The sequence below is a fragment of the Streptomyces aurantiacus JA 4570 genome, assembly GCF_000414115.1.
Lineage (GTDB): Bacteria > Actinomycetota > Actinomycetes > Streptomycetales > Streptomycetaceae > Streptomyces > Streptomyces aurantiacus_A.
The window spans coordinates 1-14,131 of sequence record NZ_AOPZ01000283.1 but is presented as its reverse complement, the minus strand read 5'-3'; the positions used below and the strand labels follow the sequence as shown (position 1 = coordinate 14,131).

General features: G+C 72.6%; 14 protein-coding genes and 1 pseudogene. 7 read left to right on the top strand and 8 right to left on the bottom strand.

The genetic code is table 11. The annotated features are described in order from the left end of the window. From STRAU_RS25610 to STRAU_RS25595, 4 genes are all read right to left on the bottom strand, one after another. A partial coding sequence (locus tag STRAU_RS25610) for a TerD family protein (protein ID WP_037661865.1) occupies positions 1–611 on the bottom strand: 611 nt, incomplete at its 3' end. A gap of 141 nt (positions 612–752) precedes the next feature. Next, positions 753–1,331: a TerD family protein gene (locus tag STRAU_RS25605; RefSeq protein WP_016643302.1), complete on the bottom strand. Its 579-nt coding sequence runs from the start codon at positions 1,329–1,331 to the stop codon at positions 753–755. Positions 1,332–1,456: 125 nt separating this feature from the next. Then, the gene (gene uvrB / locus STRAU_RS25600) at positions 1,457–3,607 is read right to left on the bottom strand and encodes an excinuclease ABC subunit UvrB (RefSeq protein ID WP_016643301.1); all 2,151 of its coding nucleotides are present in this window, start codon (positions 3,605–3,607) and stop codon (positions 1,457–1,459) included. Between the two features lie 63 nt (positions 3,608–3,670). Beyond that, complete coding sequence (locus STRAU_RS25595; protein WP_016643300.1) at positions 3,671–4,564, bottom strand: MHYT domain-containing protein; 894 nt, start codon at positions 4,562–4,564, stop codon at positions 3,671–3,673. Between the two features lie 273 nt (positions 4,565–4,837). Between STRAU_RS25595 and STRAU_RS25590 the strand changes: the two genes are divergently transcribed. From STRAU_RS25590 to STRAU_RS25580, 3 genes are all read left to right on the top strand, one after another. Further along, a complete protein-coding gene (locus tag STRAU_RS25590) occupies positions 4,838–5,749 on the top strand; it encodes a glycerophosphodiester phosphodiesterase family protein (protein ID WP_016643299.1) in 912 nt (303 codons plus the stop codon). Positions 5,750–5,840: 91 nt separating this feature from the next. After that, on the top strand, positions 5,841–6,431 hold the full coding sequence (locus STRAU_RS25585; protein WP_016643298.1) for a methylated-DNA--[protein]-cysteine S-methyltransferase: 591 nt from the start codon (positions 5,841–5,843) through the stop codon (positions 6,429–6,431). Between the two features lie 218 nt (positions 6,432–6,649). Next, positions 6,650–7,909, top strand: coding sequence for an MFS transporter (locus tag STRAU_RS25580; RefSeq protein ID WP_016643297.1), 1,260 nt, complete (start codon positions 6,650–6,652; stop codon positions 7,907–7,909). 4 nt (positions 7,910–7,913) lie between these two features. Here the strand turns inward: STRAU_RS25580 and STRAU_RS25575 are convergent, their stop codons facing one another. Beyond that, entirely contained in the window at positions 7,914–8,282 is a 369-nt protein-coding gene (locus STRAU_RS25575) for a cupin domain-containing protein (protein ID WP_016643296.1), read from the bottom strand. Between the two features lie 92 nt (positions 8,283–8,374). On the opposite strand from STRAU_RS25575, the gene STRAU_RS25570 reads away from it, so the two are divergent. Both STRAU_RS25570 and STRAU_RS25565 read left to right on the top strand, forming a co-directional pair. Continuing rightward, positions 8,375–9,313 carry a pseudouridine-5'-phosphate glycosidase gene (locus tag STRAU_RS25570; RefSeq protein WP_037661862.1) on the top strand — a complete coding sequence of 313 codons (939 nt, stop codon included), beginning with the start codon at positions 8,375–8,377 and terminating at the stop codon, positions 9,311–9,313. Next, positions 9,310–10,302: a carbohydrate kinase family protein gene (locus STRAU_RS25565; protein WP_106968043.1), complete on the top strand. Its 993-nt coding sequence runs from the start codon at positions 9,310–9,312 to the stop codon at positions 10,300–10,302. The genes STRAU_RS25570 and STRAU_RS25565 overlap by 4 nt, the downstream gene beginning before the upstream one ends. A gap of 14 nt (positions 10,303–10,316) precedes the next feature. Here the strand turns inward: STRAU_RS25565 and STRAU_RS25560 are convergent, their stop codons facing one another. Continuing rightward, positions 10,317–11,114, bottom strand: a complete 798-nt coding sequence (locus tag STRAU_RS25560) for a methyltransferase domain-containing protein (RefSeq protein ID WP_037661860.1) — start codon at positions 11,112–11,114, stop codon at positions 10,317–10,319. A gap of 110 nt (positions 11,115–11,224) precedes the next feature. On the opposite strand from STRAU_RS25560, the gene STRAU_RS25555 reads away from it, so the two are divergent. After that, the gene (locus STRAU_RS25555; RefSeq protein ID WP_016643291.1) at positions 11,225–12,379 is read left to right on the top strand and encodes a magnesium and cobalt transport protein CorA; all 1,155 of its coding nucleotides are present in this window, start codon (positions 11,225–11,227) and stop codon (positions 12,377–12,379) included. A 65-nt stretch (positions 12,380–12,444) separates the two neighbouring features. On the opposite strand, the gene STRAU_RS25550 is transcribed toward STRAU_RS25555, so the two are convergent. Together STRAU_RS25550 and STRAU_RS25545 are read right to left on the bottom strand one after the other, a co-directional pair. Beyond that, positions 12,445–12,864: a CBS domain-containing protein gene (locus tag STRAU_RS25550; protein ID WP_016643290.1), complete on the bottom strand. Its 420-nt coding sequence runs from the start codon at positions 12,862–12,864 to the stop codon at positions 12,445–12,447. A gap of 131 nt (positions 12,865–12,995) precedes the next feature. After that, positions 12,996–13,628 carry a nucleoside/nucleotide kinase family protein gene (locus STRAU_RS25545; protein ID WP_016643289.1) on the bottom strand — a complete coding sequence of 211 codons (633 nt, stop codon included), beginning with the start codon at positions 13,626–13,628 and terminating at the stop codon, positions 12,996–12,998. 102 nt (positions 13,629–13,730) lie between these two features. Between STRAU_RS25545 and STRAU_RS25540 the strand changes: the two are divergent. After that, positions 13,731–14,131: pseudogene (locus STRAU_RS25540) on the top strand (DUF2293 domain-containing protein); the annotation flags it as partial.

Genomic DNA, 14,131 nt, shown 5'->3' with positions numbered 1-14,131 from the left:
GCGGCGCGCACCCGGGCCTCGTCCGCGGGGCGGGGCGGGGGCGCGGCCACCGAGCGGGCGAGGCCGCGCGCCACCGCGTCGTTGATGGTCGTCGCCAGTTCCTGGGCCTGGGGCAGGCCCTGGTCGGCGAGCATGTCGGCGAGGCCGCCCGCGTAGCCCTGGCCGACGGCGCGGACCTTCCAGGCTTCCTGCCTGCGGTAGAGCTCCAGGGCCACGACGGCGGATTCGGCGGACAGGTCCGTGATCGTGTAGCTGGCGATCTCGGTGCCGTCGAGGCCGGTGACGGCGATGAAGGGCGCGGCGACGGAGCCGAAGGTGACAGGGCCCGCTCCGCCCACGGGCAGCGCAAGCAGCACGTTGACCTGGTGGGCGCCGTCCGGCAGCGCGCCCAGGTCGACGGCCAGGCGGTGGTCGGCGGCCGCCTGCCGGGACACTTCGAGCCCGGGCAGCGTGGGCGCGCCGGGGTGGGCGACCCAGGCGGTGCCGCGCACCTTGCGCTGCTCGTCGCAGAGCGTGGCCCCGGCGACGATCGGCTTGCCGCCCGACACCCGGATCTCAAGGCGGGTGTCGGGAAGCGGATGGTTCTGCCCCCTGACCAGCTCGGCCGTCATCGCGTTCGTTCCCCCTTGGTGTCGGCCCCCTCACCGGGCCTGCGTACGGACCGCCGTGTTCGACGGCCGGTCGGCGACGCTCTCAGCGACGCTCATGCTCGGAGCGGTGCTGACAGGTGCGGTGCTTATGAGCTGCGGTGCTTACAGGTGCGGCAGGATCGCCGGCATCAGGTCCTGGAAGGTGCGGCCGTTGGCCGGGTTGCCGAGGGCCGTCATCTGCCAGCCGGTGCCCGCGCGGTGGACCTTGGCCATGATCTGGGCGGTGTACTGGCCGCCGCCGTCCAGGGTGTAGCGGGCGAGCTCCTGGCCGTTGGTCTCGTCGACCAGGCGGCAGAAGGCGTTCTGCACCTCCTGGAAGGTCTGGCCGGTGAAGGAGTTCACCGTGAAGACGATCTGGTCGATGTGGACCGGGACGCGCTGCAGGTCGACGAGGATGGCCTCGTCGTCGCCGCCCTGGCCGACGCCGCCGACGAGGTTGTCGCCGGTGTGCCGCACGGAGCCGTCGTCGCTGACGAGGTGGCGGAAGAACACCACGTCGACCGGCTGCTTGTCGGCGAAGAGGACGGCCGAGGCGTCCAGGTCGACCTCGCGCGTGCGCGTACCGAACAGGCCGCGCCGCGGGGCGGCCTGCCAGCCGAGACCCATGCGCACCGACGTCAGAGCGCCCCCGTCGTTCTTCTGCAGGCTGATGGCCTGGCCCTTGGTCATGTTGACCGTCACGCGCTGTCCCCTTCTCGAACTGCCCTGGGCAACCGCCCGTTGCGGCGGTTGCCCATCACCCTATGCAGCGCTGTCCACCCCGACGCACCCTGCCGGGCCTTTTGTGTCGGTGTTGCAACACAGCGCTACGCCTGGCCGGCCTCCTTCATCTGCCGCAGTTCCTTCTTCATCTCCGACACCTCGTCGCGCAGCCGGGCGGCGATCTCGAACTGCAGGTCCGCGGCGGCCGCGCGCATCCGCTCGGTCATCTCCTCGATCTGCTCGGCGAGTTCGGCGGCCGGGCGGTCCGTGGGCACCGTCCGCTCGGCCTTGCCCTTGGCGGACTTGGACGCCTTGGCGGGTACGGCGCCGCCCGCGGTGCCGAGGGAGGGCACGGGGGCCTTGGCGCTCTTGCCGTCCTTGGCCTTGCGGTAGTTGCTGCCGAGGAGCTGTTCCGTGTCGACTTCTTCGCGCGCGATGGCCGACACGATGTCGTTGATCTTCTTGCGGAGGGGCTGCGGGTCGATGCCCCTCTCCTTGTTGTACGCGATCTGCTTCTCCCGGCGGCGGTTGGTCTCGTCGATGGCCTTCTCCATCGCCGGGGTGATCTTGTCGGCGTACATGTGGACCTGGCCCGAGACGTTGCGTGCGGCGCGGCCGATGGTCTGGATCAGGGAGGTGCCGGAGCGCAGGAAGCCTTCCTTGTCGGCGTCGAGGATCGCCACCAGGGAGACCTCGGGGAGATCCAGGCCCTCCCTGAGGAGGTTGATGCCGACCAGCACGTCATACTCCCCGGCGCGCAGTTCGCGCAGGAGCTCGACGCGGCGCAGGGTGTCGACGTCGCTGTGCAGATAGCGGACCTGGATGCCCAGTTCGAGGAAGTAGTCGGTGAGGTCCTCGGCCATCTTCTTGGTGAGGGTGGTGACCAGGACGCGCTCGTCCTTCTCGGTGCGCTTGCGGATCTCGTGCACCAGGTCGTCGATCTGGCCCTCGGTGGGCTTGACGACGACCTCCGGGTCGACGAGGCCGGTGGGGCGGATGATCTGCTCGACATGGCCGTCCGAACGCGAGAGTTCATACGCCCCCGGGGTTGCCGACAGATAGACGGTCTGGCCGATGCGCTGCTGGAACTCCTCCCACTTCAGCGGGCGGTTGTCGAGGGCGGACGGCAGCCGGAAGCCGTGGTCCACGAGGGTGCGCTTGCGGGAGGCGTCGCCCTCGTACATCGCGCCGATCTGGGGGACCGTGACGTGCGACTCGTCGAGGACGAGGAGGAAGTCGTCCGGGAAGTAGTCGAGGAGGGTGTGCGGCGGGGTGCCGGGGTCGCGGTCGTCGAAGTGCATCGAGTAGTTCTCGATGCCGGAGCAGGAGCCGATCTGGCGGAGCATCTCCAGGTCGTACGTCGTGCGCATGCGCAGGCGCTGGGCCTCCAGCATCTTGCCCTGCTTCTCCAGCTCGGCGAGGCGCTCGGCGAGCTCCTTCTCGATGCCGTTGATCGCCTTCTCCATGCGCTCGGGGCCGGCCACGTAGTGCGACGCGGGGAAGACGTACAGGTGGTCGTCGTCGCTGATGACCTCGCCGGTGAGCGGGTGCAGGGTGGAGAGGGCCTCGATCTCGTCGCCGAACATCTCGATGCGGACGGCCAGCTCCTCGTACACCGGGAAGATCTCGATGGTGTCGCCGCGGACCCGGAAGGTGCCGCGGGTGAAGGCCAGGTCGTTGCGCGTGTACTGGATGTCGACGAAGCGGCGCAGGAGCTGGTCCCGGTCGAGCTCGTCGCCGACCTTGAGCGGGACCATGCGGTCCACGTACTCCTGCGGGGTGCCGAGGCCGTAGATGCAGGAGACGGAGGCGACCACGATCACGTCGCGGCGGGTGAGCAGCGAGTTCGTCGCGGAGTGGCGCAGGCGCTCGACCTCCTCGTTGATCGAGGAGTCCTTTTCGATGTACGTGTCCGACTGGGGGACGTATGCCTCGGGCTGGTAGTAGTCGTAGTACGAGACGAAGTACTCCACCGCGTTGTTCGGCAGGAGCTCGCGGAACTCGTTCGCGAGCTGGGCGGCCAGCGTCTTGTTCGGTGCCATGACGAGGGTGGGGCGCTGGAGCTTCTCGATCATCCACGCGGTGGTGGCCGACTTGCCGGTGCCGGTCGCGCCGAGCAGGACGACATCCTTCTCACCTGCGCGGATGCGCTTTTCCAGGTCGGCGATGGCCGTGGGCTGGTCGCCACTGGGCTGGTACGGACTGACGACCTCGAAAGGTGCCACCGTGCGTTCGATCTTCGATACGGGCCGCATGGAATCCACCGTACGACCCCGCACTGACAACGCCGTCCCGCTCGCCCGTTCCGGGGGGCCGTCTCACCACTTCTGCGGGGCCCGCGCCCCCGGCCTGCGACGGCTCCTGCGGCCGCCCGGACGGGGCGGGGCCCGGCGGGTCACGTGCGCGATCTGGCGGTCTCCGGAGCGGGGGACGGCATACGTGGGGGTGCGCGGGCGGGCGGCCGCGGCCTTCAGGTCGGCCTTGCCCATCATCATCAGCGGGTCGAACATCACGATGACGCCCGAGAGCAGCAGGAAGGCGAGCGGGCCGATCATGAGGGGGGCGAGGATCTCGGCGGAGGAGTCGCCCGGCGGGGCGGTGGAGGGGCCGTGCAGATGGACGCTGAGGGCGGCCATGCCGGTGTAGTGCATGCCGCTGACGGCGAGGCCCATGACGAGGCTGGCGCCGAGGCTCCACAGGAAGCCCCGGACCTGTCCGGCGGCCCACAGGGCGGCGATGGCGGCGACGACGGCGATCACCACGGAGGCGGCGACGGTCAGCGTGTTGTACCGGAGGGTGCCGCCTAGACGCATACCGGCCATCCCCAAGTAGTGCATCGACGCGATGCCGAGCCCGGTGATGGTGCCTCCGGTGAAGAGCGCCGCCCCTCTGGCACCCCGGTAGCCCACGATGAAGATGCCGACGCCGACCATGACGATGGCGACGGCGAGGCTCGCGAAGGTGGTCGCCCGGTCGTAGTGGATCGGGGTTCCCTCGACGGTGAAGCCCATCATCGCGATGAAGTGCATGGTCCAGATGCCGGAGCCGATGGCCGCCGAGCCGAGGGCGAGCCAGCCGGGCCGCCAGGAGTGGGCGACAAGGAGCGATCTGGTGGTGCAGCGCAGGCCGAGCGCACCGCCCAGGCAGGCCATGAGGTAGGCGACCACCGGGGTGACGAACCCATAACTGAAGCCGTCGACCGTGCCCTCCATGAGCGGTAGCCCTTCCGCCTGTCGTACTTGGATGTTCCGGAACGCCCCATCTGCCTCTGACCTACGGCCGGGTGACGGGCCGTGGGCTGAGGCGAGAGTAGGGCTCAGCCCTGAACGCTCGAACGATTTTCCGGCAAAGAAACACCGCATCCGCGCGCGGGGTCCCAACTTGGGTGGTTGGCGTTCAACGTGTGGCCATCCTGTACCTGTCTGTAGTTGGCCGTGGACTGTCATCCTCAAGCGAACCGTGAGCTCATGACGCGAGGAGAACCCGTGTACGCACGCGCCGCCGCTGCCACGACCGCCGCTCTTCTGGGAGCGGGCGCACTCGCCCTCCCCTCCACCGCCGCCGCGCAGACACCGGCCGACGCACGCGTCGCGCACAAGTCAGGCACATCGCTCGCGCACAAGGACCCGACGGTCGTGGCGCACCGCGGGGCCTCCGCCTACGCGCCCGAGAACACGCTCGCCGCGATCGACAAGGCCGCCTGGATGGGCTTCCGCTGGGTGGAGAACGACGTCCAGCGCACCAAGGACGGCGTGCTCGTCATCGTCCACGACGACAACCTGAAGCGGACGACGAACGTCGAGGAGGTCTTCCCCGACCGCGCCCCGTGGAAGGTGAAGGACTTCACCGCCGCGGAGATCGCCAAGCTGGACGCGGGCAGCTGGTTCGGGGAGAAGTACGAGGGCGCGCGCGTGCCGACGCTCACGCAGTACATGAACCGCGTCTCGCGCAACCACCAGAGCCTGGTCCTGGAGATCAAGAAGCCGGAGCTGTACCCCGGCATCGAGAAGGACACCCTGCGCGTGCTGCGCAAGACGGGCTGGCTCGACCACCACCACGTGAAGAACAAGCTGGTCGTGCAGAGCTTCAGCGCGGACAGCGTCAAGAAGGTGCACGCCCTGCGGCCCGACGTCAAGACCGGCTTCCTGGGCACGCCCGCGGCCGCCGACCTGCCGACGTACGCCGAGTTCTCGGACCAGATCAACTCGACGCACACGTCCATCTCCGCCGACTACGTCTCCGCGATCCACCGGCTCAAGGGCGCGCACGGCAAGCGCCTGGAGATCTTCACCTGGACCGTGGACGAGGCCGCCGCCGCGCGCCGGGCCGCGGGCTTCGGCGTGGACGGCATCATCACCAACAAGCCGGACGTCGTGCGCCAGGCACTGCGGGACTGAGCCGTGACAGCGGCGCCTCGCGCCGCCTCCGACGCCGTGGGGCGGCCGCCGCCCCACGGCGTTGTCAGTGCCCGGCCGTAACGTTGTCCGCATGAACGCCATGGGGCACAACGAGCAGGAGCGGGACGGGCGACAGGAGCAGGCCGCGCGGTCCCGCGCCGTGTGGGCCGTCGTCAGCAGTGACATCGGCCCGCTGATGCTGGCCGCGACCGACGCGGGCCTGGTCACGGTCGTCTTCCACGCCACGGACGACGTGCGCGACAAGGCCCTGGAGCGGCTTGCCTCCCGTCTGGGCGCCGAGCCGGTCGAGGATCCCGCGTCGCCGCTGCTCGCCGAGCCCATACGCCAGTTCAGGGCGTACTTCGCGGGCGAGCGCCGCGACTTCGAGCTGCCGCTGGACTGGTCGCTGATCTCCGGCTTCAACCGCCAGGTGCTGCGCGAACTGGCCACGGGCGTGCCGTACGGCACGGTGGTGGGCTACGGAGACCTGGCCCACCGCGTCGGCCAGCCCGGCGCTGCCCAGGCGGTCGGCATGGCGATGGGCGCGAACCCGCTGCCGGTCGTGGTGCCGTGCCACCGGGTGGTGGAGAGCGACGGCGGCATCGGAGGCTTCGGCGGCGGCCTGGAGACGAAGCGGCAACTGCTCGCCCTGGAGGGAGTGCTGCCCGAGCCGCTGTTCTGAGGGCTCCGGGGCCCGCCCCGAGCTGGGCGCGGGCGGCGAGGAGCCAGGCCATGTCGGCGGGCCCAAGCGGTGCGCGGGCGGCGAAGGGCCAGGCCATGTCGGCGTGACGGCACGGCCTGGCACACTTCGCGCGTGGACATACCCCCCTCGCCCGCAGCCGCGTCGTCCCCCGCAGCCCCTGCGCCCGCCCGGCGCCCGCGCGGAACGCGCTGTCCCGGATGAGCGCGACCGAGCGCGCCGTCGACGCGCCCGTCACGGCGGCGGAACTGCCCGCCCTGCGCCGCCGTATCACCGCGATACTCGTCGCGAGCCAGATACTCGGCGGGCTTGGCGTGGCCACCGGCATCGCGCTGGCCGCCGTCCTGGCGAAGGAGGTCAGCGGCACGGAGTCGCTCTCCGGGCTCGCGCCCACCGCCACCGTCGCCGGGACGGCGCTCCTCTCGGTGCCGCTGGCGGCGCTGATGACGGCGCGCGGCCGGCGCCCCGGCCTCGTACTGGCCTATCTGATCGGCGCGTTGGGCGCCGCGGTCGTGGTGCTGGCCGCGGCCGTCGGGAGCTTCCCGCTGCTCCTGGTGGGCATGGCCGGGTTCGGCGCGGCGTCGTCGGCCAATCTGCAGGCGCGGTTCGCGGCGGCCGACCTTGCCGAGCCGGGAGCCAGGGCGCGCGCCATCTCCAACGTCGTGTGGGCCACCACGATCGGCGCGGTCCTCGGCCCCAACATCGCGGCGCCCGCGGGCCGCAGCGTCTCGGGGCTCGGGATTCCGGAGGCATCGGGGCCCTTCGTGTGGGCGGCCGGTGTCTTCCTGATCTCGGCGCTCGTCGTGGCGGTGCTGCTGCGCCCCGACCCGCTGCTCACCGCCCGCGCCCTCGAACCCGCCGGGGAGCAGACGGCCGCGAGCCGCTCACTGCGGGCCGGATTCGCCGCGGTGGCCGCCTCGCGACGGGCGCGGCTCGCGCTGGTGACCGTCGCCATCGCGCACACCGCCATGGTGTCGATCATGTCGATGACGCCGGTCGACCTCGGCCACCACGGGGCGAGCATCGACCTGATCGGCCTGGTCATCAGCGGCCACATCGCGGGCATGTACGCGTTCTCGCCGGTGATGGGATGGCTGTCGGACCGGCTCGGGCGGCTCGCCGTCATCGCCCTGTCCGTGGGCCTGCTCGGCTTCGCCGCGCTGCTCGCGGGCACGGCCGGGGCCAGCCACGGGCAGACCGCGGCGGGCCTGTTCGTGCTCGGCCTCGGCTGGTCGGCGGCGCTCGTGTCGGGGTCCGCGCTGCTCACGGACGCCGTGCCGCAGGCCGCGCGCGCCGCCGCCCAGGGCCTCTCGGACCTCACCATGAACACGGCGGCGGGCGTCGGCGGCGCGGTGGCGGGCCTGGTGGTCGCGCAGGCGAGCTACGCCTGGCTCAACCTGATCGCGGCGCTCCTGCTGCTGCCGCTGGCCGCGCTCGCCCTGTTCAGCCGCCGCGCGTGAGGGCTCAGCCGCCGAGCGTGATGTGGTACGCCTTGCGCAGCGTCTCGTGCACGGTCCACGTCGTCCGGTCGCCCTCGCGCAGGACCGCCGCGTCGCCGGGACCGATCTCCAGGACGTCGCCGCCCTCCACCTCGACGGTGGCGCGGCCGCTGACGACCACGAAGAGCTCGTTGGCCTCGGTGTCGGTCACCACGCCCGGGGTGATCTGCCAGATGCCGCGCACCTGCTTCCCGTCGGCGGACTCCCACAGGACCTTGCCGGTGACGACGGGCTCTCCGGAGACGATCTGTGCCGGGTCGAGGGGCTCCTCCTCCAGCACGACATCCGGAATGTGCACGGCAAAAGAAGCGGCGTTCTGATCATTCGTGGTCATGGCCGGTCACCTTAACGGTCGGCTTCATGGGTCTGCCCTCTCCCCTCTCCGCACGTCCTCACGGGTTTGCCGTCGCGCCCCGCCCGCCAGGGATGAAGGAAGACCCGACTGACAGGAGGCAGACCGTGTTGGTGGTGTCCGACGAGGTACAGGCGGCTCTCGCGCGGCGGCGGCCGGTCGTGGCCCTGGAGTCCACGATCATCGCGCACGGCCTGCCGCGCCCGCGCAACCTGCGGGTGGCGCTGGAACTCGAAGAGGCCGTACGCGACGAGGGCGCCGTGCCCGCGACGATCGCCGTCCTGGACGGGCGCCCCCATGTCGGCCTCGACAAGGAGCAGTTGGAGCGGGTGGCCGGGGAGGACGGCATCCGCAAGCTGGGCCACCGGGACCTGCCGCTCGCCGTCGCGGCGGGTGCGAGCGGGGCGACGACGGTCTCGGCGACGGCCCTGCTCGCCGCCCGCGCGGGCCTTCGGGTGTTCGCCACGGGCGGGCTCGGCGGGGTGCACCGGGAATGGACGCTCACCCAGGACGAGTCGGCCGACCTGGGGTTGCTCGCCCGCACCCGGATCACGGTGGTGTGCGCGGGCGTGAAGTCGATCCTGGACGTGGCGGCGACACTGCAGCGCCTGGAGACGCTGGGCGTGGCGGTGGCGGGTTACGGGACGGCGCGCTTCCCCGGCTTCTACCTCGCTGATTCGGGGCACGACGTGGACTGGACGCTGCGTACGCCGAACGAGGTCGCCGCGGTCATGCGCGCTCAGGACGCGCTGGACGGACCGGACTCGGCGCTCGTCGTGGCCAACCCCGTGCCCGAGGCCGAACAGCTCGAACCCGCCCTCCACGCGCGCGTGCTCGACGAAGCCCTGCGGGAGTGCGCCGCGCGTGGCGTGACCGGCCAGGCGGTGACGCCCTTCCTCCTCGACCATCTGGTGCGGCACACCGAAGGGGCGTCCCTGGAGGCCAACCTCGCCGCGGTGCGCGGGAACGTACGGCTCGCGGCGCGGATCGCGACGGCGTGGGCGCGGGCGTGACGGCACCCGGCGAACCACCGGACTCCGGTGAGCCGTACCGGCCCCGGGCTCCCGCCTCGCCGCCCCGCGCCGGCGCCCTGCTCGTCGTGGGCGACGTCGTCACCGACATCGTCGCCCGGCACCGCACGCCCCTCGCGCCGCGCACCGACACGGCCGCCGCCATCCGCACCGTGCCCGGCGGCGCGGGCGCCAACGTCGCCTGCTGGGCGGCCCACTGGGGCTGCGCGGACGTACGTTTCCTGGGGCGGGCGGGCGCCGACGCCGCCGCGTGGCACGAGGAGTCGCTGCTGCGCGCTTCGGTACGTCCCCACATCGCCGTCGACCCCGACGCCCCCACGGGCACCGTGATCAGCCTGGTCGACGCGGCCGGAGCGGCGGCCGAGCGGACGTTCCTGACGGACAGTGGTGCCTGCCTGCGCCTCTCCCCCGCCGACTGGACGCCGTCGCTGCTCGACGGCGTGGACTGGCTCCACCTGTCCGGCTACCTGTTCTTCGCGGGGCCGAGCCGGGCGGCGGCGCGGGCGGCTCTCGCGTCGGCACGCGCGCGTGGGGTGACGGTGAGCGTGGACCCGGCGTCGGCGGGGTTTCTGGCCGGGCACGGGGTGGACCGCTTCCTGGCGGACGCGGTCGGCGTGGACGTGCTGCTGCCGAGCCGCGACGAGGCGGAGCTGCTCACCGGGCTGCCCGGGCCCGGGGACGCGGCGGCCGAGCTGAGCCGCCGGTTCGCCGAGGTGGTGGTCAAGCTGGGCGGGGACGGCGCGCTGGCCGCGCGGGACGGCGCGGTGCGGGTCCGGGAGCCGGCGGTGCGGGCCGACGCGCGGGACTCCACGGGGGCGGGCGACGCGTTCACCGGGGCGTTCGTCGCGTCACGGAGGGCGGGGGCGGGCTTGCGGGAGGCCGTGGCCGAGGGGTGCAGGGCGGGCGCCCTCGCGGTGTCCCGGGTGGGGGCCCGGCCGCCGGCGCGGGCCCCGCTCCCCGGGAAGACCTGAGGGTCCCGGTGCCGTCAGGGCTTGCGGGCCCAGGCCGAGACGAGGGGGTCCGTGGCCGGGTCGACGGCGCGCTCGGCGACGTGGGCGAGATGCCGCTCGACGTCGTCGTGCGAGGCGAGCCCCGCGGCGACCAGGTCCGCGCGGGCCTGCTCGACGGTGGCGGTCTCCAGGGCCGCGCAGGCCGGCGAGGCGAGCGGGAAGTACGCGTCGGCCTCCACCTGGCGCAGCCCCGCCGCGCGCAGCAGCCGGGGCAGCACACGGCCGTACGCGAGGTCGGCGCCGCGTTCGGCGAGCAGCGCGCGCACCCCGTTCCGCAGCCGGTTCGCCAGTTCCTGCTCGGGGCCGTACTCGTCGGGGCAGGCCAGCGGCTGCAGCGCCGGGTCGGCCTCCTCCACCAGGAGCCGGCCGCCGGGGCGGAGCGCCTTGATCATGGAGTGCAGCGCCCGCTCGGGGTCCGGCGCGTGGGTGAGCACGAGGCGGGCGTGCACGAGGTCGAACGCCTCGGTGGGCGGGGCGTCGGCCGCCACGTCGTGGGTACGGACCTGGACGGGCGGGCGCGCGGCCTGCGCCAGCGGCGCCGTGTCGGTGGCGGTGGCGAGCACGCGCCCGGTGGGTCCGACCCGCTTGGCGAGCCAGGACACGACGGACGTGCTGCCGGCGCCGACCTCCCAGCAGCGCCAGCCGGGCCCGATACCGAGCCGTTCGATGTGCCGGAAGGTGGTGGGGTCGAAGAGGGCGGCGAAGGCGGTGGAGCGGGGCGCCGCCGCCACGCCGGGCCGGCTGGCGAGGAGATAACCGTCGGTTCGCGTCATGTGACGATCATTACAGTTCCGGAGCGGAGTCTTCCGTTCCCACAGGCCCCGTCGTGGTGTCGCACCGGACTGGCAGACTTGCTCATCAAGTCACGCCCTAGGAGCTGCACATGTCGATGTCGGGCAACCTGCGGAAGGTCGGAAACCTCCGCAAGGTCGGGAATCTGCGGAGCGTCCGCGGCCTGCGGAAGGTGGCGGCCCTGACCCGGCGCGGCCCCCGCGTCGACCTGAGTCACCCCGCCCGCTCGCCGCTGGGCTCGTCGGTCGTGAAGTGTGTGACGTATCGCAAGGGCGTCCGCCAGACGCCGAGCCGCGACGGGGACCTGGTCGAGGCCGTGGAGCAGGTCCGCAAGAGCGACGACGGCTTCGTGTGGCTGGGCCTGCACGAGCCCACGGAGCGGGAGTTCTCGGGCATCGCCGACCTCTTCGACCTGCACCCGCTGGCGGTCGAGGACGCGGTCCACGCCCACCAGCGGCCGAAGGTCGAGCGCTACGACCAGACGCTGTTCGCCGTGTTCAAAACGGTCTGTTACGTCGAGCACGCCGAGCTGACCGCGACCAGCGAGGTGGTGGACACCGGCGAGATCATGGCCTTCATCGGCAAGGACTTCGTGATCACCGTGCGGCACGGCAGGCACGGCTCGCTGGGGCCCCTGCGCGAGGCGCTCGAGGGGACGCCCGAGCAGCTGGCACAGGGCCCGGCGGCGGTGCTGCACGCCATCGCGGACCAGGTCGTGGACGACTACATCGGCGTGGCGGACGCGGTGCAGGCCGACATCGACCTGGTCGAGGCCGAGGTGTTCTCCCCCGAGGGCGCGCGCGGGGCCGACCCCGGCCGGATCTATCAGCTCAAGCGCGAGCTGCTCGAGCTGAAGCGGGCGGTGGTGCCGCTCGGCCGCCCGCTGCAGATCCTCGCCGCGAAGCCGATGCGCCTGATCGCCCCCGAGATACAGGCGTATTTCCGGGACGTGGACGACCACCTCAAGCGGGTCACCGAGCAGATAGCGGCCTTCGACGAACTGCTGAACTCCATCCTCCAGGCGCATCTCGCCCAGGTGACGGTCGCGCAGAACGAGGACATGCGGAAGATCACGGCCTGGGCCGCGATCGTCGCCGTCCCCACCATGGTCTGCGGGATCTACGGCATGAACTTCGACCACATGCCCGAACTCCGCTGGCAGTACGGCTACGGGATGGTGATGGGGCTGATAGCCACAGCGTGCGTCGCGCTGTACCGGGGCTTCCGGCGCAACGGCTGGCTGTGAGACGCGGCTCGGTGCCGCCCGCCAAAACGGGATGACGGCAGCGGCGAGGTCGGGCGGCCCCGGGGTCAGGACCTGGCGTAGACGCGTTCGACCCAGCCCGCGAGCTGGTCGTCGCTGAGGTGCTTGGCGAGGTCCGCCTCGCTGATCATGCCGACCAGGCGCTTGTTCTCGATCACGGGCAGCCGGCGGATCTGGTGGCCCTGCATCTCGTTCAGCACCTCGTCGACGTCCGCGTCGGACGCGATCCAGCGCGGTGTGCCCTGCGCCATGTCGCCCGCGGTGACCTTGGCCGGGTCGTGCCCCATGGCCACGCAGCCGACGACGATGTCGCGGTCGGTGAGGATGCCGCAGAGCCGCTCGTTCTCGTCGCTGATGGGCAGGGCGCCCACGTCGAGCTGGCGCATGAGCTGGGCGGCGCGGTCCAGGGTCTCGTGAGCGGGGATCCACTGGGCACCCCGGTGCATGATGTCTCCGGCGGTGGTCATGGGTACCTCCCGGTGCCGGACGGCCGGCGCGGCGCGGGGGCGCCGCCGGGTCCCGGCTGGTCCCGGCGTCCTCATTCTCGTCGCAGCCCGGGCGGGCCGCACCCGCAGCGGGCGACGGCCCGGTGACGGGGTCAGCCGGTCCACGCGGGGTGGCGGGGGTCGTCGGCGCGGACCACGACGTCGGCCGCGGACAGGGGGTCGGCCTCCGTCCCGTACCGCTCGTAGGCCGGCAGGGTCCACTGCTCCGCCGCCGGTGTGCGCCGTCGCAGGGCGCCGGGTGAGAGATGCGTGTGCACCGTCAGGTCGAAGGGGAACCAGTGACCGAGAAGGAGGGGGCCGTGCAGCAACAGCAGCGCACCGGGCGGGAGTTGGACACGCGGGGTGCGGGTGGCGCGGTCGGCGCGCGGATCCCACAGGTCGGGCAGGACCCGGCCGGTGCCGTCCGCCTCCAGCGGGCCGAAGACCTCCCGCCAGAGGGCGCCGGTGTCGAACCAACCGCTGTAGTACGCCTCGACGTCCTCGTGTCCGTACTCGAGGCGCAGCGAGGCGGGCCGCAGGAAGCCCTCGGTGCCGACGACGAGCGAGGGCCGCCCGCGCACGCGCAGCGCCTCGCCCACCCGCTGGGCCAGTTCGCCGGGCCGGGCGGCGGGTGCCCCGTCGAAGGCGACGCGCGGCCAGGAGGCGCCGTCCTTCGGCTCCAGGGCGAGGAGCCGGTCCGCGAGGGTGTCCGTGAGCCGTTCCCAGGTGATCGCTTCGAGTCGCACGGACCCATGATGCCGCGCGGGGTTCCGGGCCCGGCGGCCGTGTGCGGGGCGCGGCCGGGAGGGCAGCGGTGCGGGGCGCGGCCGGGCGGGCAGGGAACGACCATGGCCGTTCCTCTCGTGCGCACCGGACCCGTCGTCATCCAGCCGTTGAAGCGCAGGCGTTGCGCGGAGTGCCGGGGCGGGCCGTTGGCGCTCCTCGTCCTGGAGGGCGGGCAGCCGCGCTGTCTGGACTGCGCCGACCTCGGGCATCTCGTGTATCTGCCGCGCGGGGACACGGCGCTGACGCGGCGGGCGCGGGAGGGCAGCGCGCTGTCGGCGGTGGTCGTGCGGTTCAACCGGCGCAAGAGCCGGTACGAGCGGCAGGGCGTCCTGGTCGAGGAGGCGGCGCTGGTCCGGGCCGAGGAGCGGTGCCTCGCCGACGCGGACGCGCGGGCGCGGCGGCGCGCGCGGGACGCCGTGCGGCGGGCCGGGCAGGACGCGCGGTTCGTGGCGGCGTTCGCGGC

Bases quoted from the DNA above. Each gene is read 5' to 3' on its own strand.
- STRAU_RS25570 (WP_037661862.1), top strand. From the start codon at position 8,375: ATGAAGGAAGACCCGACTGACAGGAGGCAGACCGTGTTGGTGGTGTCC.
- STRAU_RS25595 (WP_016643300.1), bottom strand. From the start codon at position 4,564: ATGGAGGGCACGGTCGACGGCTTCAGTTATGGGTTCGTCACCCCGGTG.
- STRAU_RS25575 (WP_016643296.1), bottom strand. From the start codon at position 8,282: ATGACCACGAATGATCAGAACGCCGCTTCTTTTGCCGTGCACATTCCG.
- STRAU_RS25585 (WP_016643298.1), top strand. From the start codon at position 5,841: ATGAACGCCATGGGGCACAACGAGCAGGAGCGGGACGGGCGACAGGAG.
- STRAU_RS25560 (WP_037661860.1), bottom strand. From the start codon at position 11,114: ATGACGCGAACCGACGGTTATCTCCTCGCCAGCCGGCCCGGCGTGGCG.
- STRAU_RS25555 (WP_016643291.1), top strand. From the start codon at position 11,225: ATGTCGATGTCGGGCAACCTGCGGAAGGTCGGAAACCTCCGCAAGGTC.
- STRAU_RS25550 (WP_016643290.1), bottom strand. From the start codon at position 12,864: ATGACCACCGCCGGAGACATCATGCACCGGGGTGCCCAGTGGATCCCC.
- uvrB (WP_016643301.1), bottom strand. From the start codon at position 3,607: ATGCGGCCCGTATCGAAGATCGAACGCACGGTGGCACCTTTCGAGGTC.
- STRAU_RS25580 (WP_016643297.1), top strand. From the start codon at position 6,650: ATGAGCGCGACCGAGCGCGCCGTCGACGCGCCCGTCACGGCGGCGGAA.